We start from the raw sequence: 19,996 nt of genomic DNA on the forward strand, positions 1-19,996 counted from the left end.
GGCTCGATCGGGCGCGGCGGCGGCGCGCACGCAGACCGGGAGCGCAGAGGACCGCCGCGGACAGGATGCCGCGGCGGTCCTCATCGGTAGGGCGGGTGGGACTTGAACCCACGATCGTCGGGTTATGAGCCCGCTGCCTTGACCAGCTTGGCCACCGCCCCCCGCACATCGGGTGCGCGAAGAAGCCTACCCGCCCGCCGGAGCGATCCGCGGCGTCAGCGGGTGTCGGGCTTGTCGGCCGGGTCCTTCACGGGCGGCTCCGGCCACACCTTCGCCACCGCCTCGGTGACCTTGATCGACGCGGTGGAGGGGTGCGCGTCGTCCGGTGCCGTTCCGGTGCTCCCCCGCTGGATCGGGAGCTCCTGGCTCTCGCTGAGCACCTGCGGGTGATGGCGCGCGAGCTGGAACACGCCCCATACCGCGACCGCGCCCACCACGGCGAAGGCGATGTACACCCACAGCGGCGCCCCCGCGACCTCCTGCAGGACGATCAGGCCGATGAGGATGGCGACGATCGGGTCGATGACGGTGAGGCCGGCGACCACGAGGTCCGGCGGGCCGGAGGCGTAGGCGCTCTGCACGAAGTACGCGCCGACGATCGCCCCGACGATGAGGGCGGCGAGGCACAGGAAGGTGAGCCCGTCGAAGTCGTTGTCCTTGATGCGCTCGATGACGACCTTGGCGAGCGTCGCGACGAAGCCGTAGATGACCCCCGCGGCGGTGATGTAGAAGAGAGCGCCCATCCGCTTGCGCAGCCACACCCACAACCCCGCGAAGACCAGCGTCACCACGGCGAGCAGCACCAGGATCGTGATCAGCTGTCCGCTGGAGACCGGCTTCTCGGTCGCGAAGAGCGCCGCGATGGTCACGAAGACGAAGATGCCCCCCACGCACGCCGCGATCGCGATCAGCGAGCGTCGCGTGGGCTTGTGCCCGCTGATCTGCGCGTTCAGAAGGGTCGTGATGACGAGCGCGATCGCACCCAGCGGCTGCACCACGATGAGCGGCGCCACGGCGAGGGCGGAGAGCTGACACACGATGGCCAGTGCGAGCATGACCGTGCCGATGACCCACGAAGGGCGCGAGAGCAGCTTGAGCAGGTGGCTCGCATCGAGGCCGCCCTGAGTCGGCTGCGAACGGCTCATCCGTTCGACCTTGGTCACCCCGCGGTGCTGATACTGGGCCCCGAACGACATGAAGACCGCGCCCAGCAGGGCGAGCGGGATGCCGTACAGCAGGCCAGGGTTCTGAAACGCGCCGACCAGCTGGTCCCCCACGTCCTCGAGCTCCACCGCGGTCCACAGCACACATCGACATTAGCCGCAGGCGTCGCTCGATAGGCTCAAGGCGTGGCTGTTCTCCCGATTCGCATCATGGGCGATCCCGTCCTGCACTCCCCCGCATCCCGTGTCGAGGCGATCACGGACGAGGTCCGCACGCTCGTCGCCGACATGTTCGAGACGATGGATGCCGCCCCCGGCGTGGGCCTGGCAGCCCCGCAGGTCGGCGTCCCACTGCGGATCTACACCTACTCGTACACCGATGACGAGGGCGCTCCCTGGCGCGGCGTGATCGTCAACCCGGAACTGTGGATGCGGCCGCTCGAGCCCGGCGCGCCCGACCCCGACGAGGAATCCGAGGGGTGCCTGTCGTTCCCGGGCGAGCGGTTCCCGCTGCGGCGCTCCGACGAGGTGCTCGTCACCGGGACCGACCTCGAGGGCGAGCCCGTGCGCATTCAGGTCGACGGCTGGCGCGCCCGCATCATGCAGCACGAGTTCGACCACCTCGACGGCGTGCTGTACGTGGACCGCCTCGACGACGGCGACTGGAAGACCGTGCAGAAGATCGCCCGCAAGCGCGGCTGGGGCCGGCCGGGAAGCTCATGGACCCCCGGCGTCGACGACCTCGACGCGTGACGCGACCTGCCGCGCGGCGTCCTCAGGGCGTCTGAAGACGAAGAAAGGCCCCGAGGTGGAGCTCGGGGCCGATCCGCTCCCCCACTTGGACTCGAACCAAGAACCTATCGGTTAACAGCCGATTGCTCTGCCAATTGAGCTATGGAGGAATGTTCCGCACTCTCGCGCGGGCAACCAGTCCATATTAGCAAAGCTCCACCCATGGTCATGACCACGGGAGACCTCAGGACCCGACGAGTCTCCGATCCGCTTCGCCGCTCGGCGTCCACAGCAGGTCCTGTGTTCCGTGGCCGAATGCGACGGCATGGCCGGCGCGCAGCACCAGCACGTCGGCGTCGAGCTCGTCGACGACGTCGGCCTGATTCGTCACCACCAGCGCGGCCATGCCGAGGTCGCGCTGCCGCCGGAGGATCGCCTCGCGCGCGGCTTTGCGCACCTCGACGTCCATGTTCGCGTAGGGCTCGTCGGCGATGAGGACACGCGGCTGGAGCACGAGCGCGCGCGCCAGCGCGACGCGCTGGCGCATGCCCGCGCTCAGCTCGTAGGGGTACTTGGCTGAGGCGCCCAGCGGAAGCATCATCTCGTCCAGCAGTGACGCGACGCGCACCGCGAGAGCGCGCGAGCTCACCCGCCGGTCGCGGCTGGTGATGGGTGCGCTGATGACCTCGGCGACGGTGAGCCGGGCGGGAAGGCGCGCCCCCGCCGACTGGGGCAGGTATCCGGCGTAGTAGGTGAGGAAGCGATGGTCACGCCCTGGCCGGCGCACGGAGACGCCCTCGACCGTGCCGTCCCCGCCCACGACCGCGAGGCCGGGCTCGTCGGCTCCGGCCAGGACCGCGGCGAGCGAGGACTTGCCGGATCCGGTCGGTCCCATCACGGCGAGGTTGCGTCCATGCGCCAGGCGGAATGTGACGCCGTCGACGACGCGCTGACTCGGGCCGCCACGACCCGCGCGGGCGATCGACAGGTCGGAGCAGTCGATCGCGGCATCCGCGGTTCGTCGTCGAGCCATCTCCTCATCCTGCCCGGCAGCGGACCCTCGCGCCAGTCGGAGCAGTCCGTCAGGAGGACTCGTCGGCGATCGCCTGACGTCGTGCGTCGAGCTCGCGCAGGCGCAGGCGGATGCTGCGACCCTGTTCGGAATCGGCGGGCACCCGCTGGATCGCGCCCAGCAGCTCGGCCTTCTCGCGATCGATGGCGCGCATCACGAGCCGCCGCGCCAGGTCACCGGCCGAGGCGACGGCCGCCTCGTCGTTCAGGGCCGGGAAGTCGCCCGCAAGCAGCTCGGCCGCCAGCGACCGGTAGGGCTCCCGCACGGTGCCGACGACCGCAGCCGACCAGCCGGGCCGCTGCATGTCGGCGGCCGAGACCACCGCGGCGCGGACGGCGTCGAGCGCCGGGTGGCGGAACGGTTGCTCCAGCGCCCGTGCGACGAGGGCGGGCTCCATGCGGTGGCCGAACTGCAGGACGCCCATCAGGGCGTCGCGCTCGAGTCCCACCTCCGGCGTGCGCGGCAGCGTGGCGAGCGTGACATGCAGGGCGCCGTCCTCCGAGGAGGAGGGTGCGGGCGGCTCCGCAGCGGCCGGGGCATCCCGTCTCCCGCCGCGCCCGGCGCGCTCCACCTCCCGCCGGACGTCCTCGGTGTCCATGCCGAGCCGGCGTGCGAGCACCCTCACGTACTCCGGCTGCAGCAGCGGGTCGCGAAGCTCGGCCACCACGGGGGCGGCGGTGCGGAGCGCCCCGACTCGCCCCTCCACGCTCGCGAGGTCGTAGCCCGAGATGCGCTGGTCCAGGACGAACTCCACCATCGGGACCTTCGTCTCCAGAAGCCCGCGGACCGCGCTGTCGCCGCGGGTGAGGCGCAGGTCGCACGGATCCAGCCCCTCGGGCCCGGTCGCGACGTAGGTCTGCGCGTTGAAGCGCTTGGCGTCGGCGAAGGCGCGCAGCGCCGCCTTCTGGCCGGCCGCATCGGGGTCGAAGGTGAAGACCACCTCGCCCGCCGTGGAGTCGTCGCCCATCACGCGTCGCAGCACCGAGATGTGGTCGGAGCCGAAAGCGGTACCGCACGTCGCGATAGCCGTGGTGATGCCGGCGAGGTGACAGGCCATGACGTCGGTGTAGCCCTCGACGACCACGACGCGGTGCTCCCGCGAGATCTCGCGTTTGGCGAGGTCGAGGCCGTAGAGCACCTGGGCCTTCTTGTAGATGGTCGTCTCGGGGGTGTTGAGGTACTTGGGTCCCTGGTCGTCGTCGTAGAGCCTGCGTGCGCCGAAGCCGATGACCTGCCCGGTGACGTCGCGGATCGGCCACACGACGCGGCCGCGGAAGCGGTCGTACACCCCGCGCTGCCCCTGCGACACCAGCCCCGCGGACGACAGCTCCTCGTCGGTGTAGCCCTGCGCGCGCAGGACGGAGTGCATCCCCGACCAGCCCTTCGGGGCGTAGCCCACCCCGAAATGGGCAGCCGCCCCGGCGTCGAAGCCGCGCTGGCCGAGGAACCTCCGCGCCGTGTCGGCCTCGGCGGTCATGAGCTGCGCGCGGAAGAACTCGGCGGCGGCGGCGTTGGCGGCGTACAGCCGCGCGCGCCCGGTGTGCTCGGGGGCTGCGCCGCCGTCCTCGTAGTGCAGGGCGTAGCCGATCCGCCCGGCGAGGCGCTCGACGGCCTCGGTGAACGTCACGTGGTCCATCGCGCGCAGGAACGAGTAGACGTCCCCGGACTCGCCGCAGCCGAAGCAGTGGTAGAATCCGGCCTGCGGGCGCACGTTGAAGCTGGGGCTCCGCTCGTCGTGGAAGGGGCACAGCCCCTTGAGCGAGCCCACGCCGGCGGACTTGAGGGCCACGCGCTCGCCGATGATGTCGGCGATGTTCGTGCGGGCCTTCACCTCGTCGACGTCGGCCTGCCGGATGCGCCCCGCCATCAGCGCACCTCGGATCGCTCGGGCGCGGGGCCCGCCGGTGCGTCCATCGGGCGGGCGCCGGGAGCCCAGACGCCGACGGAGGCCGGATCCAGCTGTCCGACGAGGGACCCGTGCCACGCGATCGCCAGCTGATCGGTGAGGCTCGCGACCTGATCCACGACGACCCGCCGGCGCGCGGCATCCGTCCGCGCCGACGCGAAGTCCTGCGCGTGCAGGCGGTCCAGCGCCTCCGGCCGTTCCCACAGCGCGCTCGCCAGGCGCTTGAGGACCCGCCGCTGCTCCTTGTAGAGATCCTTGCGTCCCTCGATCGAGACGACGGCCGCCCCGATGATGCCCTTGAGGACCGCCATCTCGGCCTCGACGACGCGCGGCACCACGAGGTGACCGCGGTAGCGCGTGAGGACGGAGGTCGCGTACGACTCGCGGGTGGCCGTCGTGGCGGCGCGGGCGAAGCGGCCGATCAGATCGGAGGTCAGGTTCTTCAAGCGCGCGAGCGCGGCGCGGGATCCGTCGAACGCGTCGATCCATTCGGGCATGCGCGTGAGCCGGAACAGGGCGTCCTCGAGCTCGTCGCGGGCGAAGTCGAAGCCGACCCACGACTGGATCGCGGTCAGCAGCCACTCGTGCTCGCGGGGATCGGCCAGGCGCGCGGGATCCAGGTAGCCGTTGACGATCGCGTCCTCGAAGTCGTGCACCGAGTAGGCGATGTCGTCGGACAGGTCCATGACCTCGGCCTCGATGCACCGCACACGTCCGGGCGCGTCCGCACGCAGCCAGCGGAAGACGTCCTCGTCCTCGGGGTAGACGCCGAACTTCAGCCGTCCGCCGGGATCGGGAAGCGGGTGGTCGGCGGTCCAGGGATACTTGCACGATGCGTCCAGGCTCGCGCGCGTGAGGTTGAGGCCGAAGCTGCGCCCGTCGGCGTCGATGACCTTCGGCTCGAGCCGGGTGAGGATGCGCAGCGTCTGCGCGTTGCCCTCGAAGCCGCCGAAGTCCTCGGCCCACTCGTTGAGCGCGCGCTCCCCGTTGTGGCCGAACGGCGGATGCCCCAGGTCGTGACTGAGACAGGCGGTGTCGACCACGTCCGCGGCGAGGTCGAGCGCGGTGGCGAGCTCGCGACCGACCTGGGCGACCTCGAGCGAGTGCGTCAGACGGTTGCGTGCGAAGTCGGCGGGGCTCGCGGGACTGAGCACCTGGGTCTTGGCCGCGAGGCGCCGCAGCGCGGCGGAGTGGAGCACGCGCGCGCGGTCGCGGGCGAAGTCGTCGCGCTGGGAGCGGTGCTGCTCGGCGTGGAAGCGGGCGGCGTCGGCGTCGTCGTAGCCGGCGGGCCGGTCGGCGGCGCCCGCGGAGTCGTCAGCCGCCACTGTGGTCGAGTTCCGCGTCGGCGATGGCGGTGGATGCCTCGGCGCTCAGCTCGCGCGAGTTCAGCCAGCCGTCGGGCAGCGCCGGACGCTTGGGGGTCCCCGCGCGGCCCCGCTGCCCCTCGGCGGCGGCGCCGGGGTACGGCGCGTCGGCGTCGAGGGTCGCCAGCAGATCGTCGATCTCGGTGAGGCTGGACGCCGTCGCCAGGCTCGCGCGCAGTTCGCCGCCGACGGGGTAGCCCTTGAAGTACCAGGCGACGTGCTTGCGGATGTCTCGGCAGCCGCGGCCCTCGTCCTCGAAGAACTCGACCAGGAGCTCGGCGTGCCGCCGGAACGCGCGGGCGACGAACCCGAGGGTCGCGTCGACCGGCTGCGCGGGCGCCGCCCCCGGGCCGCCGAGGGCGCGCGCCAGGTCTCCGAACAGCCACGGCCGGCCGAGGCATCCGCGTCCGACGACGACGCCGTCGCAACCGGTCTCAGCCATCATCCGCGCCGCGTCGTCGGCCGACCAGATGTCGCCGTTGCCGAGTACCGGGACGCTGGTCACGGCCTCCTTGAGCCGGGCGATCGCCGACCAGTCGGCCTGGCCGGAGTAGAACTCCGACGCCGTGCGCGCGTGGAGCGCGACCGCGGCCACGCCCGCGTCCTCCGCGATCCGCCCGGCGTCGAGGTACGTCAGGTGGTCGGCATCGATGCCCTTGCGCATCTTCACCGTGAGGGGGATGTCGCCGGCGGCACGCGCCGCGCGCGTCACGATCTCACGGAACAGGCCGAGCTTCCACGGCAGCGCCGCTCCGCCGCCCTTGCGCGTGACCTTGGGGACGGGGCATCCGAAGTTCAGGTCGATGTGATCGGCCCGGTCCTCCTCCACGAGGAGCCGCACCGCCGCCTCCGTCGTCGCGGGATCGACGCCGTAGAGCTGGATGGAACGCGGGGTCTCGGACTCGTGGTGGGTGATGAGCCGCATCGTCGTCGCGTTGCGCTCGACGAGTGCGCGCGTCGTGATCATCTCGCTGACGTACAGCCCCGCGCCGTACTCGCGGCAGAGCCGGCGGAACGCGGTGTTGGTGATGCCCGCCATCGGCGCGAGCACCACGGGCGCGTCGAGTTCGATGGGCCCGAGGCGCAGCGCGCGGGTCGAGGCGAGGGCGGTGGTCACGCGTTCCATTCTCGTACAGGAATCCGTTCCTTGGCTGAACGCCCGTCTCGGCTGTGGATCCGCGTGGCGCGGCGCGGCCACGGGACGGGCCCGCCGCGGATCGCGACGGGCCCTGGGCGGGTGCGGGTCAGGCGTCGACGTCGGCGGGCTCGTGGTGCTCCGCCCACACCTGGCGCACGATCTGCGCGAACGCCTCGGCCGGCTGCGCGCCCGAGACGCCGTACTTGCCGTCGATCACGAAGAACGGCACTCCGTTGATGCCGTACGCGGCGGCCTGCGCCTGGTCGGCGCGCACCGCGCTGAGGTACCGGCCGCTGACGAGCGCCTCACGGGCCGCCTCGGCGTCGAGTCCGGCATCGGCCGCCAGCGAGACCAGCTCGTCCTCGCGGCCCAGGTGCCGTCCCTCGGTGAAGTAGGCCGACATGAGGCGTTCGGCGAGCTCGGGCTGACGACCGTGCTCCTTCGCGAAGTGCAGCAGCTCGTGCGCATTGACGGTGTTGGTGTGCTTGAGCAGATCGAACCGGTACGCCAGACCCGCCTCGGCGGCGACGCCGGTGACGCGCTCGAGCATCTGCTGCGCCTGCGCCGACGAGATGCCCTTGTGGGTGGCGAGGTAGTCCGCCTCTCCGCCCTCGAAGTCGACGGGGGTGTCCGGCGACAGCTCGAACGAGTGGAACGTGACCTCCACAGCGGGCGCGTCCTCGTCGGCGGATGCCGCGGCCAGCCCGTTCTCCAGGTTGCGCTTGCCGATGTAGCACCAGGGGCAGGCGATGTCACTCCACACGTCGATCTTGATCGCTTCCGTCATGCTGAGGGACAACCGCGCGCGGATGCTCATCTATTCCGTCGCATGGGTCTGCGCGACGCGTCCGTCAGGAGGTGGGCGGATCGGCGTCGGGCACGAACCGGAATCTCACGCGGACGTCGTCGTACGGCACCACGATCGTGGACGCGTCCGGCGACCAGGCATCAGGGACGAGGTAGAGCCTGCCACCGCCCTGGGCGAGCAGCCGGAGTCCGAAGTAGCGATAGGCGAAGGCCGGCGGCGTGAGCCCCTCAGCGTCGGCCGGCGCCTGCGCACCGAGCTGCTGGAACGCGATGTCGTCGTTGCCCGGGTACAGTCGCTCGGTCGTGTCGAGCACCACGGCGGGAAGGGTCGTGAGGTCGGCGGCGAGCGAGCGCGCCTGCCCGCGTCCCCACCACTGGGCGATCGTGGCGGTCGACCAGAACGTGCCCGCGACCATGACGAGGACGAGGAGGACCACCACCGCGCGGCTCACGGTCGCGCCTCCGAAGGCGCGTGCGGTGGAGGCGGCATAGGCGGCCAGTCCTGCGCCGATCGCCAGCGACAGCGGCGTGAGCAGCTGCCCCCACGCCCAGGCGGGGAAGAACGGCACGAGGAACGCGCACGCCAGGCCGGCTAGGAGGAACGCGATCCCCGTCCAGGCGATCACGCCCACCACGCGGCGCCGCACCGCATCGGGCCGGTCGCCGAGCCGGCGTCGCAGCGCGCGGTGCCCCACGATCCCCGCGGCCGCCAGGAGCAGGAGCACCATGACCGGGATGAACAGGGCCCCCGGGCTGCGCATGACGAACTCCTGGGTGCTGAGTCCGATGATGTCGACGTCGACGCCGAAGTAGCGGAAGAACTCCCGCGTCGAGACGTATCCGAAGTAGAACAGCAGCGCCGTGACGAGGGTGAGGGGCGCGACGAAGGACGAGAGGAACCCCATCCACTTCTCGAAGCCGAGGCCTGGTTCCACCTGAACGGCGCCCTTCGGGACGGGCTCGGCGTCGACGGCGGCCTGCTCGGCCGGTGCTGCCCCGGGCGTGGGGGCCGCCGGGCGTACCCGCCAGGCGCTCAAGGCTCCTCCCCGGGCTGCTCGTCGGCCGGTGGCTGGTCGGGGTCTTCGGACGGCTGCTGTTCGCCCGGCGCCTGCTCGTCGGACTCCTCCTCGCCGTCGATCGGCGCGTCGCCGCCGTCCGCCTCGGGGTCGGTGACGACGATCGGCGGGCCGGGGTCGACCGCGCGGGCCGCGACCGCGTCGCAGATCTCCGTGCTCGGGCATTCGAGCGTGCCGACGAACGAGATCAGCGTGCCGTCCTGGAAGTCGGCGGACGGGCGCAGGAGGAGACCGCAGAAGATCCCCGACTCGTTGGCGGCGACAGTCAGTCCGAGGCAGGAGCGGTCGGCCCCGCGGGAGCCGCAGGCCTCGCCCTCCACCTGCAGTCCCGGCCGATCGGTCACCGCGCCGTCGAACGTGAAGCGCACTCCTTCGGGGATCGGCTCGCCGCCGCCCCAGAAGACGGCGATGGTCTTGCACCAGACACCGGCCGCGATGACCTCGGCGACGCCCTGGTCGCCGTACGCCGGTCCCCCGTACTGCGCGACGGGGCCGGTCCGCACGCGGTCCTGTGCGGGGTCCTCGCCGCCGTCGGAGCCGCCCCCGTCGGAGTCGGTCCCGCCATCGTCCTCACCGTCGGCGTCGGTCCCGTCGTCCGAGCGGTCGGGCGACGGCGACGGGCTCGCGCTCGTCGTCGCCCCGGCGTCGTCGGGGCTCACGGGCGTTCCGCACCCGGCGAGGCCGAGCAGCAGGACGACGCACAGGGCGGTGGCACCCGCCCTCGGTCTCGACAGCGCCACGATGCACCTCCGACCGGCCGCGCATGCGGCTCACGTCAATGATGAGCGCGCGCGGGCGCCGTGGATACCCCGGCCGAGGCGCGGCCGGTCAGCCGGTCGACGCGTCCGGCGCGTCCACCGCGCCGCCGAAGCGGCGATCGCGCCCGAGGTAGACGTCGATGCCGTGCCACAGGTCCGCGCGACTGAAGTCCGGCCACAGCGTGTCGAGGAAGACGAACTCGGCGTAGGCGGACTCCCAGAGCAGGAAGTTCGACGTGCGCTGCTCGCCGCTGGAGCGGAGGAAGAGGTCGACGTCGGGCATGTCCGGGCGGTAGAGCCGCCGCTGGATCAGCTTCTCCGACACGGCCGAAGGCCGGAGGCGTCCCGCGGCCACGTCGTCGGCGATCGAGCGCATCGCGTCGACGAGCTCGATGCGGCCGCCGTAGTTGACGCACATCGTGAGGGTCAGCACGTCGTTGCCCGCCGTCAGCCGCTCGGCGAACTGCAGCTCCTTGATGACGCTCGACCACAGTCGCGGCCTGCGTCCCGCCCACTGGATGCGCACGCCCCACTCGTTCAGCTGGTCGCGCCGGCGGTGCAGCACGTCGCGGTTGTAGCCCATGAGGAACCGCACCTCCTCGGGCGAGCGCGACCAGTTCTCCGTCGAGAACGCGTACACCGACAGGTGCTTGACGCCTGCCTGGATCGCGCCCGCGACGACGTCGAGCAGCGCCGCCTCCCCCGCTTTGTGTCCCTCGATCCGAGTGAGCCCGCGACGATTCGCCCAGCGCCCGTTTCCGTCCATGACGATGGCGATGTGGTTCGGCACCGCTCCCTTCGGGTACTCCGGCGGGTGCACTCCGGTCCAGTCGAGCGGCCGGTACGGAACCGCGTCGCGGTGGGTGTAGGGCTTGGGGGTCACCGGCGGCCTTCCTGCGAGGGTGACGAGACGTGGGAGAGCGAGCGGATGCCGCGCTCGAGGTGCCACTGCGCATAGGCCGCGATGAGGCCCGAGGCGGCCGCGGTCGCGCCAGGGGACGCGGCATCCACCACGTCCCACTCGCCGGCCATGAGCGACTGCAGCAGCGAGACGGTGGCGGGATCGACGCGCGCCGCGCCCGTGGGCGCGCAGTCGCGGCATACGATTCCGCCCTGCTGGGCGACGAAGGTGTCGTGGGGCCCGATGCGTCCGCAGCGGGCGCACTCCCCCAGCCCGGGCGCCCAGCCCGACAGCGCCATGGCCCGCAGCAGGTAGGAGTCCAGCACGCTGCGCGAGGCGTGCTCCCCGCGCGACAGCGCGCGCAGCCCGCCCACCAGGAGCAGGTACTGCTGGGGCGTGGCCTCGGCCTCGTTCAGGCGATCGGCCGCCTCCACCATCGCGTGCGCGGAGGTGTAGCGGTCGTAGTGCGCGGCGATGTCGGCGCCGTAGGAGCCGAGCGACTCGGCCTGCTGCACGATGTCGAGCGAGCGGCCCTGGTAGAGCTGCACGTCGGCGACCATGAACGGCTCGAGCCGCGCGCCGAAGCGCGACGACGTGCGCCGCACGCCTTTCGCGACCGCGCGCAGCTTGCCGTGACGGCGGCTGAGCATCGTCAGGATCCTGTCGGCCTCACCCAGCTTGTGGGTGCGCAGGACCACGACTTCGTCGCGGTAGGTGGGCACGAGTCAATTATCCCTGCAGGCCGGGCGGATCGGCCGGCGGCGCGACCGGCGAGGACCCCCGCGGCGGTCGCCAGACATCGTGTATGGTGTTCACTATGTCAGGAACTCAGCTTCTGGATTCCCTCCTCGCCGTCTCACTGGTGCTCGATGCGGACCAGACTCGCGAACTGGAGCGCCGGGGTCTCACGCAGCCGCGGACGCACCTGCTGTGGGTGCTGCACCACGGCGGGCCGGCGACGCAGGCGCATCTCGCCGAGGCGCTCGGCGTGACGCCGCGTCACGTGACGACCCTGGTCGACGCGCTGGAGGCGACCGGTTTCGCCCTCCGGGGCCCGCATCCCACCGACCGGCGCGCCGTTCTTGTGAGCCTGACCGAGCGGGGCCGCTCGACGATGCAGACGATGGACGCCGAGCACGAGGCGCTGGGCGCGGCCCTCGTGACGGGTCTCGACGAGGAATCCGTCCGCGTGGCGACGAGCGTCCTCGATCACGTGCGGTCGAGACTCGAGGCGCTGGTGGCCGAGCACCAGGCGCGACTGGACGAGCGGGCGGACACGGCATGACCGCGCCGGCGACCCTCAGCGTCCCGGTGCGCGCGGCCAGGGGCGCATCCCGGCTCGCCCGGCTCGCGTGGCGCGCCGAGGTCGGCATCTGGCAGAGCCTTTACCGCTGGATCTTCCGCCGCCCGCGCGTACCCGCCGGGGCCACGGGGTTCGCGTATCACGCCCCCGTCATGACGATCCTCATCGTCTTCATCGCCCTCTCGGCCGTCGAGATCCCGATCATCGACCTCGTCGTCCACCCGTGGCCGTGGTTGCGCATCCCGCTCCTGATCCTCGGCATCTGGGGCCTCACCTGGATGATCGGCCTCGCGCTGAGCTACCTGACCCGGCCCCACGCGGTCGGGCCGGACGGCATCCGCGCACGAGTGGGTGCCGACGTCGACCTCGACCTGCCCTGGGGCGCCGTCGCCTCGGTGGAGAGATCGCACGACGTCGTCGAGAAGGCGCCGAAGCTCCGCGACGAGGTGCACGGGCGCACGCTGTCTCTGCGCATGGCGAATGAGACGAATGTCCTCGTCGTGCTCGAGAGCCCGATCCGCACGCGCGTGTCGGACCGTCTCGTCGAGATCGACGCGGTCCGGCTCTGGGCCGACGACGTGGAGGGGTTCCTCGACGCGGTGCGCACCCACATCCCCTGAACCCTCGCGGCGCCGCCCGCGTCGTCGGCGCCGCGGTCAGCGTGCGGCGCGGCGGGCTGCCTCCCGCGCCGTCGTGAGTGCGGTGAGCTCGGCGTCCACCTCGCCCAGGATCTCATCGTGCGCGACGGCCGCGACGCTGTCGCGCAGCCGGTCCGCGACGCGTGCCGCGCGTCTCCGGGCGCCGGCGCGGACCGCTGCCCCGGCCACGAGGGCGAGGACCAGCCCCGCCGCCGCGCCCGCCACGAGCAGCAGCGTGGGCCACGGCACGTCGAACTCACCCAACCTCAGAGTGGGCGCGAGGTCCGCGGCCGGCATCCGAAGATAGTCCAGGAGTGCGAGCAGTCCGAGCCAGGCGCCGCCGGCGACGGCGACGGCGAGAAGAAGCCACTGCACGACGTTCACCAGACTCCACCAGCGCGCCCGTCGCACCTCCACCGTGCGGACGACGGCGCGGTCGAGGGCATCGACGAGGCCGGCCGACGCGGCGACCGCGCGGGCGTTGACGCGTTCTTGCGCGTCACCGGGCAGCGGGGCCGCGGCAGCGGCGACATAGGTGCGGGTGGCGCTCGCGATCTGTGCGCGCACGGCGGTAGAGGCGGTCGGGAGCGAGGAGCGGATGAGCTCCGCGCTCGCGGGCGCCTCCACCTCCCGACGCTCGGGACGCCGGAGACCCAGGGTGCGCAGCGGGTCGGCGCGAAGGGTCCGCACCCAGCGTGTCGGCGGCCAGCCCGTCCGTGCGATCCCGTCGCGCCTGGTCGACTCGCGCACCGCGTCGACGACGAGCGGGATGCCCGCGGCGTGTTCGAGGGCGTCGATCAGGCTCCGGCGTGCGTCTGCGAGGGCCCGTGCATCGGGCGCGATGTCGGGCAGCGCAGCGAGAAGGTCGGACGCGGCATGACGAACATCGGCCGTGAGCCGTGCCGTGGCCGCCTCGCGTCGCTCGACGGCGCGGGCGATGAGGGCCTCGAGCTGGGGCACGCCGTCCCCGGTGCGGGCGGACGTGCCGACGATGCGCGCGCGGAGCCCGTCGGCCTGCACGAGACGCCGGAGGTCGGCGAGGCAGGCCTCCGCCTCCTCGCGGGTCAGGCGATCGAGCTGGTTGAGCACGACGACCACCGAGTCCTCGTGCCCGGCGAGCGGAAGGAGATAACGGGAGTGCAGGACCGCGTCCGCATACTTCTGCGGGTTCGTCACCCACACCAGCAGGTCAGCTCGCTCCGTCACGCGATCTGCGCGCAGCCGGTGCTCGGCGACGACCGAGTCGTGGTCGGGCAGGTCGAGCAGGACCAGCCCCCCGGGACGCGCCGGCGAGACGTCGATCTCGTGCCGCTCCTGCACGCCGAGCCACTCGAGGAGGGCGGCGGAGCCCGAGACGATGTCAGCGGACTCGGCGACGGCGGCGAGCGGGAACGCCGTCGTGGGGCGCTGCTGGCTCGTCCTGGCGAGCTCGGACCCGGTGAGCAGGTTGAACAGCGTCGACTTCCCCGTCCCCGTCCCTCCGGCGAGGGCGACGACGGTGTGCTCCGCTGACAGTTGCGAGCGCTCCCCCGCCCACTGCAGCACCCGTCGCGCGGACGCGAGCACGTCGGCGGCGACCCGTCCTTCGGCGGAAACGGCTGCTGCGCCCAGATCGGCGGCGCGCTCGGCGAGCGTGGTCCGGGCCATCAGCCCTCCCTGCCGAGCAGGCGCTGCCAGAAGCCGGGCTTCCTGCGCTCTTCCACCGGACCGGGTGCCGGAGCCGGGGTCCCGGCGTCGCCCGCATCGGAGGCGATGCCGCGCTCGGCCATGCCGACCGTGCGCAGGTGAGCGCCGCGGAGCGCGGGGACCGGGCTCGCGCCGCGCGGCGAGTGCTCCACCCGCGCGAGGCGCTCCTGCGCTGAGGCGAGCTGCAGCTCGTCGGCGGCGGCGCGCAGCTCGTTCCCCGCCGAGCCCGAGAGGGCGAGCGCGGTGACGGCCGTCAGGGCGATGGAGGCGTCCGCCTCCAGAAGCGAGCCCAGCCGCTGCGAGAGGCGCTCCGACGCCTCGGACGCGAGCCGCCGCACCGCGTCGTCGCCGAAGACGGCTTCGAGCACCTTCTGCGCCAGGAGAGCCGTCCCGCCCGCCACACCGACCTCGATCCCGGTCAGGCCGCCGGTGCTGCCGAAGACGACGAGCATGAGTGCCACGCCCAGCCCGTTGACGCCGAAGCTCAGCCCTCTGGCGAGGCCGCGCCGGTCTGCGCCCTGCTCCTGAACGATGGCGAGCACGTCACCCTGCCACGCGCGGATCTGCTCGCCGATCGCCGATCTGAGGTCGGCGGTGCTGACGCCCGTGACGCCCGCCGTCGCTCCCGCGTCGACGAGGATGCCGGAGCCTGCAGGGTCGCTGCGCCAGGCGGAGCGCACTCTCTCACGGGCCGTCTCGATCGCATCGATCGTGATGGCCTCGAGTCCGTGGGCGATCGCGAGCTCCAACGGCTTGGCATCCGGCTCCCCGCCGCGGAAGAACGAGACGACGGCATCCCGCGCCCGGCTCACGCCGCGCTCGATCGAGCGCATGACGGTGCTCGCGCCGACGAAGTCCTGCCACCGCGTGAGCACCTCGCCGCGGAGCATGGCGCCGTCACTGGTCGCCTCGGCGATCCGCGACGCGGCCTCGCCGTAGGCGGCCTCTACGATCCCCCGCAGCCGCGCGGCGGAGGCCGCCTGCGCATCGGCCGCCCCGGCGAGGCGCTTCACGGCCTCGGCGAGGTCGCCCACCACGCCGTCGCGTGTGGCGAGGGCGACGTCGTCGCGGGCGTCCGCGCTGCCGGCGAGATCGGTGAGCCAGCCAGAGACGTCGGCGACCGCGCCGTCGGGCAGGAGTCCGTCCGCGTCCAGTCGCGCCTCCGGGACGACGAACAGCGGCGCGTCTCCCAGTCCGTGCTCGCGCATCATGCGCTGCAGGTCGGCCACCACCGGCTCGCTGCCCGGGTCGACGCGGTCCAGCACGAGGGCCAGCTGGGCATGGCGTGCCGCGGCCGCGCGCAGCAGATCCCACGGGACGGCATCGGCGTAGCGGGCGGCCGTCGTGACGAACAGCCAGAGGTCGGCCGCTGCCAGCAGCTGGGCGGCGAGTTCGCGGTTGGCGACCTCCACCGAATCGATGTCGGGGGCGTCCAGGAGCGCGAGCCCCGGCGGCATCCCGGCGAACGGCGCGAGCCGGAGCGCCCGCACGCCGGAGGCCGCGGTGCCGTCGCCCTCGATCGCAGGGGCCTCACCCGAGGCGATGGTCGTCGTGTGGACGCGCGTCAGGGTGGGAAGCACGCGCTCGGGCGCGAACCACGGCGCGTCGGCGGGGTGATGCACGAGGACGGGCGACCGCGTCGTGGGGCGCAGGACGCCCGGTGAGGTGAGCGCGGCGCCCAGCACGGAGTTGACGAGCGTCGACTTGCCGGCGCCGGTCGATCCGCCGACGACGACGAGCAGCGGGGCTCCGTCGGACCGCAGCCGGGGCAGGAGGTAGTCGTCGATCTGCCTGAGCACCTCGTGCCGGCGCGCCCGAGCCTCGACGACGCCGGTTCCCTCGAGCGGCAGCGCGGCGGCGGTGAGGCGGCCGCGCACGACGTCGACGGCGCTGATGAGGCGGGCACGGGCGTGGGCCGCGGCATCCCTGCTCTCCTCGTCGCCCTCGGGCATGCCCCCATCCTGCACCACGCCTCTCACCGCACGGCCCACGCACGGAAGATGGATGCGCACTCCTCGTGGCGTCGCCCGCGACAATGGTCCTGTGAACGAGCCGGTCTTCATCATCCCGCTGTGGGCGGACCTCACCGCCGTGGGCCTCGGAGGGGTGCAGGGCGCCCTGTTCGCCTCCGGCTTCCGGGGCCAGCGCCGACTCGACCTGCTCGGCGTCGCCATCATCGGCGTCGTGGTGGGCATGGGCGGCGGCCTCATCCGCGACCTGCTCCTGAACGTCGCGCCGACCACGCTGCAGAGCAACTGGTACCTGCTGACCGCGACCGGCGCGGCGCTGTTCGGGATGCTCCTCGCCGGCGTCTTCCAGCGCCTCAACGCCCTCATCGTCGGCCTCGACGCCGTGGTCATCGGCATGTTCGGCGCTTTCGGCACGAGCAAGGCGCTGGCCCTCGGTCTCCCCGTGGTGCCCGCCGTGTTCGTCGGCGTCTGCGCCGCCGTGGGGGGCGGCATCCTGCGCGACATGATCATGGGGCTTCCGGTCGCCATCATGCACGTCGGCTCGCTCTACGCGGTCGCCGCCGGTGCCGGATGCCTCGTGCTGGCGATCTCGCAGCAGCTCGGGCTGAACGTCGTCGCGGCGTCGGCGATCGGCATCCTCGTCACGGCGGTGATCCGCCTTCTCGCGGTGATCTTCGACATCTCGCTGCCCGAGCAGCGAGCCCTCTACCGCCGCAAGGTGGCCGTGGAGACGTCGACGATCCCCATCGTCAAGCCCTGACGACGCCCACCACACACCGACGGGCGCGCGCGGGGATCACCCGCGCACGCCCGTCGACGGTTCGCGCTCAGACGCCCGCGAGGGCCCCGGAGCGCTGCCGCGTGCGGATGGCGCGGTTCACGCCCGACACGATCGCCTTCAGCGACGCGGTCGAGATATCGGAGTCGATGCCGACGCCCCACAGGCGCTCGCCATCGACCTGCAGTTCGATGTACGCGGCGGCCTGCGCGTCGCCGCCTGCGCTCAGGGCGTGCTCGACGTAGTCGTAGAGCGTCACGTCGAATCCCTGCGCGCGGATGATCTCGAGGAACGCCGCGACGGGACCGTTGCCGCGCCCGGATGCCTCGAACCGCTCGTCGCCGTCGCGCAGCGTGATGTCGAGCGAGACATCGCCCGACAGGTCGCTGCGCGTGCTCGTCGCCAGCAGCTCGAACCGGCCCCAGCGCTCGTCGGCGTTGTCGGAAGGCAGGTACTCGTCGGTGAAGATCTTCCAGATCTGCTCGCTCGTGACCTCGCCGCCCTCGGCGTCGGTCTTGGCCTGCACGACGCCCGAGAAGTCGATCTGCAGCCGGCGGGGCAGATCGAGCGAATGGTCGGTCTTCAGCAGGTAGGCCACGCCGCCCTTGCCCGACTGCGAGTTGACCCGGATGACCGCCTCGTACGAGCGTCCCAGGTCCTTGGGGTCGATCGGCAGGTACGGAACTGCCCAGTCGATGTCGTCGACAGTCACCCCGGCCGCCGCCGCGCGGGCCTCCATCGCCTCGAAGCCCTTCTTGATGGCGTCCTGGTGCGAACCACTGAACGCGGTGAACACGAGGTCGCCGGCCCACGGGCTGCGCTCGTGGACGGGCAGCTGGTTGCAGTACTCGACGGTCCGCTTGACCTGGTCGACGTCGCTGAAGTCGATCTGCGGGTCGATGCCCTGCGTGAGCAGGTTGATGCCGAGCGCCACCAGGTCGACGTTCCCCGTGCGCTCCCCGTTGCCGAACAGGCATCCCTCGATGCGATCCGCGCCGGCCATGTAGCCGAGCTCGGCGGCGGCGATCGCGGTGCCGCGGTCGTTGTGCGGGTGCAGCGACAGGATCACGTTCTCGCGATGCGCCAGGCGCCGGCTCATCCACTCGATCGAGTCGGCGTAGACGTTCGGCGTGGCCATCTCGACCGTGGCGGGTAGGTTGATGATGACCTTGCGCTCCGGGGTCGGCTCGAAGATCTCGATGACCCGGTTGCAGACGTCGAGTGCGAACTCGAGCTCGGTGCCGGTGTAGCTCTCGGGCGAGTACTCGTAGAAGACCTGGGTATCGGGGATGCGCTTCTCGAACTCGCGGCACAGCCGTGCGCCTTCGAGGGCGATGTCGACGATGCCCTGGCGGTCGGTGCGGAACACGACCTCGCGCTGCAGCACACTCGTGGAGTTGTACAGGTGCACGATGGCCTGCTTGGCGCCGGCGATCGACTCGTAGGTGCGCTCGATCAGATGCTCGCGGGCCTGCGTCAGGACCTGGATCGTCACGTCCTCGGGGATGAGGTCCTCTTCGATGAGCTGGCGCACGAAGTCGAAGTCGGTCTGGCTCGCCGACGGGAAGCCGACCTCGATCTCCTTGTACCCCATCCGCACCAGGAGCTCGAACATGATGCGCTTGCGCTCGGGGCTCATCGGGTCGATGAGCGCCTGGTTGCCGTCGCGCAGGTCCACGGCGCACCACCGCGGCGCGGCGGTGATCCGCTGGTCGGGCCAGGTGCGGTCGGGCAGATCCACCCGGATCTGCTCGTGGAAGGGCCGATACTTGTGGATCGGCATGCCCGAGGGCTTCTGGGTGTTCTCCATGATTCGTCGCTTCCGTCTGTTCTCGAGCGGTCACCGGATCGGACCGGCTCGATGCCTGATGATGCGGGCCAACGAAAGCTCCGCGACGAGGAAGGCCCTAGATCGAGGTCTCGTCGCGGCGGCTAAGAAGGAGAAGCCCGCGGAAGCGCATGGCACCAGGCTACACCCCGTCGCGAGACAGGGCGAACGCGTGACGACCGCCGGATGCCGCGGCATCCGCTTCTGAGACGATCGGCGCGCGGGCGACACCAAGAGGACATGACAGGTCTTCGTCGTCCGCTGCGCCTCGCCATCGTCGCCGTCACCGCGCTCGCCCTCGCCGGCTGCGCGGGTGCGGCGCCATCAGGAACGCCCTCTCCCCCGTCGCTCGGCGCCGTCACCCCCGTGCCGCCCGAGGGCGAGGTGACGGCGGTGGGGACGGTGCTGGACACCGGCGGCGTCCCGGAGCTCTGCCTCGGGCCGGTGGCCGAGTCGTACCCCCCGGAGTGCTCCGGCATCCCGCTCGAGGACTGGACGTGGGAGGGCGTCGAGGGTGCCGAGTCGTCGGGTGACGTGACGTGGGGCGCGTACGCGCTGCAGGGCACCTTCGACGGCGAGTCGTTCACCGTCACGCAGCCGCCCGTCATGCTGGCCCTCTACGACCCGATGGCCCCCGAGGACCCCACCGGCGGTGAGCCCGGTGCGGGCGACGAGCAGACGCTCGCGCGCATCCAGGAGGAGCTGCCCGACCGCCTCGGCTCGTCGTATCTGAGCTCATACCCGCAGGACGGGCGGCTCTGGGTCGACGTCGTCTGGGACGACGGCACCTGGCAGGACGCCGCCGACCGCGAGTTCGGCGAGGACGTCGTGCTCATCCGTTCCGCGCTGCGCGAGAGCGGCGGCTGACCCGGCGCC

General features: G+C 72.1%; 18 protein-coding genes and 2 tRNA genes. 5 read left to right on the top strand and 15 right to left on the bottom strand.

Annotated features, from left to right (window positions below):
* Nucleotides 1-87: 87 nt before the first annotated feature.
* Both ACWGUG_RS08415 and ACWGUG_RS08420 read right to left on the bottom strand, forming a co-directional pair.
* Nucleotides 88-161, bottom strand: a tRNA-Ile gene (locus tag ACWGUG_RS08415).
* 54 nt (nucleotides 162-215) lie between these two features.
* Nucleotides 216-1,307 (bottom strand): DMT family transporter, encoded by a 1,092-nt coding sequence (locus ACWGUG_RS08420; RefSeq protein WP_336397099.1) that lies wholly within the window; start codon nucleotides 1,305-1,307, stop codon nucleotides 216-218.
* A 42-nt stretch (nucleotides 1,308-1,349) separates the two neighbouring features.
* On the opposite strand from ACWGUG_RS08420, the gene def reads away from it, so the two are divergent.
* Nucleotides 1,350-1,916, top strand: a complete 567-nt coding sequence (gene def / locus ACWGUG_RS08425) for a peptide deformylase (RefSeq protein WP_336397098.1) — start codon at nucleotides 1,350-1,352, stop codon at nucleotides 1,914-1,916.
* 76 nt (nucleotides 1,917-1,992) lie between these two features.
* Here the strand turns inward: def and ACWGUG_RS08430 are convergent.
* From ACWGUG_RS08430 to recO, 10 genes are all read right to left on the bottom strand, one after another.
* Nucleotides 1,993-2,065 (bottom strand) — tRNA-Asn (locus tag ACWGUG_RS08430).
* 74 nt (nucleotides 2,066-2,139) lie between these two features.
* The gene (locus ACWGUG_RS08435) at nucleotides 2,140-2,928 is read right to left on the bottom strand and encodes an ATP-binding cassette domain-containing protein (protein WP_336397097.1); all 789 of its coding nucleotides are present in this window, start codon (nucleotides 2,926-2,928) and stop codon (nucleotides 2,140-2,142) included.
* Between the two features lie 49 nt (nucleotides 2,929-2,977).
* Complete coding sequence (gene dnaG / locus ACWGUG_RS08440) at nucleotides 2,978-4,834, bottom strand: DNA primase (RefSeq protein WP_378880966.1); 1,857 nt, start codon at nucleotides 4,832-4,834, stop codon at nucleotides 2,978-2,980.
* Complete coding sequence (locus ACWGUG_RS08445) at nucleotides 4,834-6,198, bottom strand: deoxyguanosinetriphosphate triphosphohydrolase (RefSeq protein WP_378880969.1); 1,365 nt, start codon at nucleotides 6,196-6,198, stop codon at nucleotides 4,834-4,836. The genes dnaG and ACWGUG_RS08445 overlap by 1 nt, the downstream gene beginning before the upstream one ends.
* Nucleotides 6,188-7,363, bottom strand: coding sequence for a tRNA dihydrouridine synthase DusB (dusB, locus tag ACWGUG_RS08450; protein WP_452324402.1), 1,176 nt, complete (start codon nucleotides 7,361-7,363; stop codon nucleotides 6,188-6,190). The genes ACWGUG_RS08445 and dusB overlap by 11 nt, the downstream gene beginning before the upstream one ends.
* Nucleotides 7,364-7,481: 118 nt before the next feature.
* A complete protein-coding gene (locus ACWGUG_RS08455) occupies nucleotides 7,482-8,162 on the bottom strand; it encodes a DsbA family oxidoreductase (protein WP_452324403.1) in 681 nt (226 codons plus the stop codon).
* Between the two features lie 64 nt (nucleotides 8,163-8,226).
* Nucleotides 8,227-9,219 (bottom strand): hypothetical protein, encoded by a 993-nt coding sequence (locus ACWGUG_RS08460; RefSeq protein WP_452324404.1) that lies wholly within the window; start codon nucleotides 9,217-9,219, stop codon nucleotides 8,227-8,229.
* Complete coding sequence (locus tag ACWGUG_RS08465; RefSeq protein ID WP_452324405.1) at nucleotides 9,216-9,998, bottom strand: hypothetical protein; 783 nt, start codon at nucleotides 9,996-9,998, stop codon at nucleotides 9,216-9,218. The genes ACWGUG_RS08460 and ACWGUG_RS08465 overlap by 4 nt, the downstream gene beginning before the upstream one ends.
* 88 nt (nucleotides 9,999-10,086) lie before the next feature.
* Nucleotides 10,087-10,899: an isoprenyl transferase gene (locus tag ACWGUG_RS08470; protein ID WP_378880978.1), complete on the bottom strand. Its 813-nt coding sequence runs from the start codon at nucleotides 10,897-10,899 to the stop codon at nucleotides 10,087-10,089.
* Entirely contained in the window at nucleotides 10,896-11,639 is a 744-nt protein-coding gene (gene recO, locus ACWGUG_RS08475; RefSeq protein WP_336397089.1) for a DNA repair protein RecO, read from the bottom strand. The genes ACWGUG_RS08470 and recO overlap by 4 nt, the downstream gene beginning before the upstream one ends.
* 95 nt (nucleotides 11,640-11,734) lie before the next feature.
* On the opposite strand from recO, the gene ACWGUG_RS08480 reads away from it, so the two are divergent.
* The gene (locus tag ACWGUG_RS08480; RefSeq protein WP_452324406.1) at nucleotides 11,735-12,202 is read left to right on the top strand and encodes a MarR family winged helix-turn-helix transcriptional regulator; all 468 of its coding nucleotides are present in this window, start codon (nucleotides 11,735-11,737) and stop codon (nucleotides 12,200-12,202) included.
* On the top strand, nucleotides 12,199-12,840 hold the full coding sequence (locus ACWGUG_RS08485) for a hypothetical protein (RefSeq protein ID WP_452324407.1): 642 nt from the start codon (nucleotides 12,199-12,201) through the stop codon (nucleotides 12,838-12,840). Before ACWGUG_RS08480 ends, ACWGUG_RS08485 begins: the two co-directional genes overlap by 4 nt.
* A gap of 36 nt (nucleotides 12,841-12,876) precedes the next feature.
* Here ACWGUG_RS08485 and ACWGUG_RS08490 read toward each other — a convergent pair whose 3' ends face one another.
* Together ACWGUG_RS08490 and ACWGUG_RS08495 are read right to left on the bottom strand one after the other, a co-directional pair.
* A complete protein-coding gene (locus ACWGUG_RS08490; protein WP_452324408.1) occupies nucleotides 12,877-14,505 on the bottom strand; it encodes a GTPase in 1,629 nt (542 codons plus the stop codon).
* Nucleotides 14,505-16,496, bottom strand: coding sequence for a dynamin family protein (locus tag ACWGUG_RS08495; RefSeq protein WP_452324409.1), 1,992 nt, complete (start codon nucleotides 16,494-16,496; stop codon nucleotides 14,505-14,507). Before ACWGUG_RS08495 ends, ACWGUG_RS08490 begins: the two co-directional genes overlap by 1 nt.
* Before the next feature lie 91 nt (nucleotides 16,497-16,587).
* On the opposite strand from ACWGUG_RS08495, the gene ACWGUG_RS08500 reads away from it, so the two are divergent.
* Nucleotides 16,588-17,274, top strand: coding sequence for a trimeric intracellular cation channel family protein (locus ACWGUG_RS08500; protein ID WP_452324410.1), 687 nt, complete (start codon nucleotides 16,588-16,590; stop codon nucleotides 17,272-17,274).
* A gap of 67 nt (nucleotides 17,275-17,341) precedes the next feature.
* Here ACWGUG_RS08500 and leuA read toward each other — a convergent pair whose 3' ends face one another.
* On the bottom strand, nucleotides 17,342-19,102 hold the full coding sequence (gene leuA, locus ACWGUG_RS08505) for a 2-isopropylmalate synthase (RefSeq protein ID WP_452324411.1): 1,761 nt from the start codon (nucleotides 19,100-19,102) through the stop codon (nucleotides 17,342-17,344).
* Between the two features lie 258 nt (nucleotides 19,103-19,360).
* On the opposite strand from leuA, the gene ACWGUG_RS08510 reads away from it, so the two are divergent.
* The gene (locus ACWGUG_RS08510; RefSeq protein ID WP_452324412.1) at nucleotides 19,361-19,987 is read left to right on the top strand and encodes a hypothetical protein; all 627 of its coding nucleotides are present in this window, start codon (nucleotides 19,361-19,363) and stop codon (nucleotides 19,985-19,987) included.
* Nucleotides 19,988-19,996: the final 9 nt, after the last annotated feature.

The sequence above is a fragment of the Microbacterium sp. NPDC055455 genome (genome assembly GCF_053619935.1).

Excerpts from the sequence above, each read along its gene's own strand:
- ACWGUG_RS08435 (WP_336397097.1), bottom strand. The coding sequence starts at position 2,928 with ATGGCTCGACGACGAACCGCGGATGCCGCGATCGACTGCTCCGACCTG.
- dnaG (WP_378880966.1), bottom strand. The coding sequence starts at position 4,834 with ATGGCGGGGCGCATCCGGCAGGCCGACGTCGACGAGGTGAAGGCCCGC.
- dusB (WP_452324402.1), bottom strand. The coding sequence starts at position 7,363 with ATGGAACGCGTGACCACCGCCCTCGCCTCGACCCGCGCGCTGCGCCTC.
- ACWGUG_RS08455 (WP_452324403.1), bottom strand. The coding sequence starts at position 8,162 with ATGACGGAAGCGATCAAGATCGACGTGTGGAGTGACATCGCCTGCCCC.
- ACWGUG_RS08480 (WP_452324406.1), top strand. The coding sequence starts at position 11,735 with ATGTCAGGAACTCAGCTTCTGGATTCCCTCCTCGCCGTCTCACTGGTG.
- ACWGUG_RS08485 (WP_452324407.1), top strand. The coding sequence starts at position 12,199 with ATGACCGCGCCGGCGACCCTCAGCGTCCCGGTGCGCGCGGCCAGGGGC.
- ACWGUG_RS08490 (WP_452324408.1), bottom strand. The coding sequence starts at position 14,505 with ATGGCCCGGACCACGCTCGCCGAGCGCGCCGCCGATCTGGGCGCAGCA.
- ACWGUG_RS08495 (WP_452324409.1), bottom strand. The coding sequence starts at position 16,496 with ATGCCCGAGGGCGACGAGGAGAGCAGGGATGCCGCGGCCCACGCCCGT.
- leuA (WP_452324411.1), bottom strand. The coding sequence starts at position 19,102 with ATGGAGAACACCCAGAAGCCCTCGGGCATGCCGATCCACAAGTATCGG.
- ACWGUG_RS08510 (WP_452324412.1), top strand. The coding sequence starts at position 19,361 with ATGACAGGTCTTCGTCGTCCGCTGCGCCTCGCCATCGTCGCCGTCACC.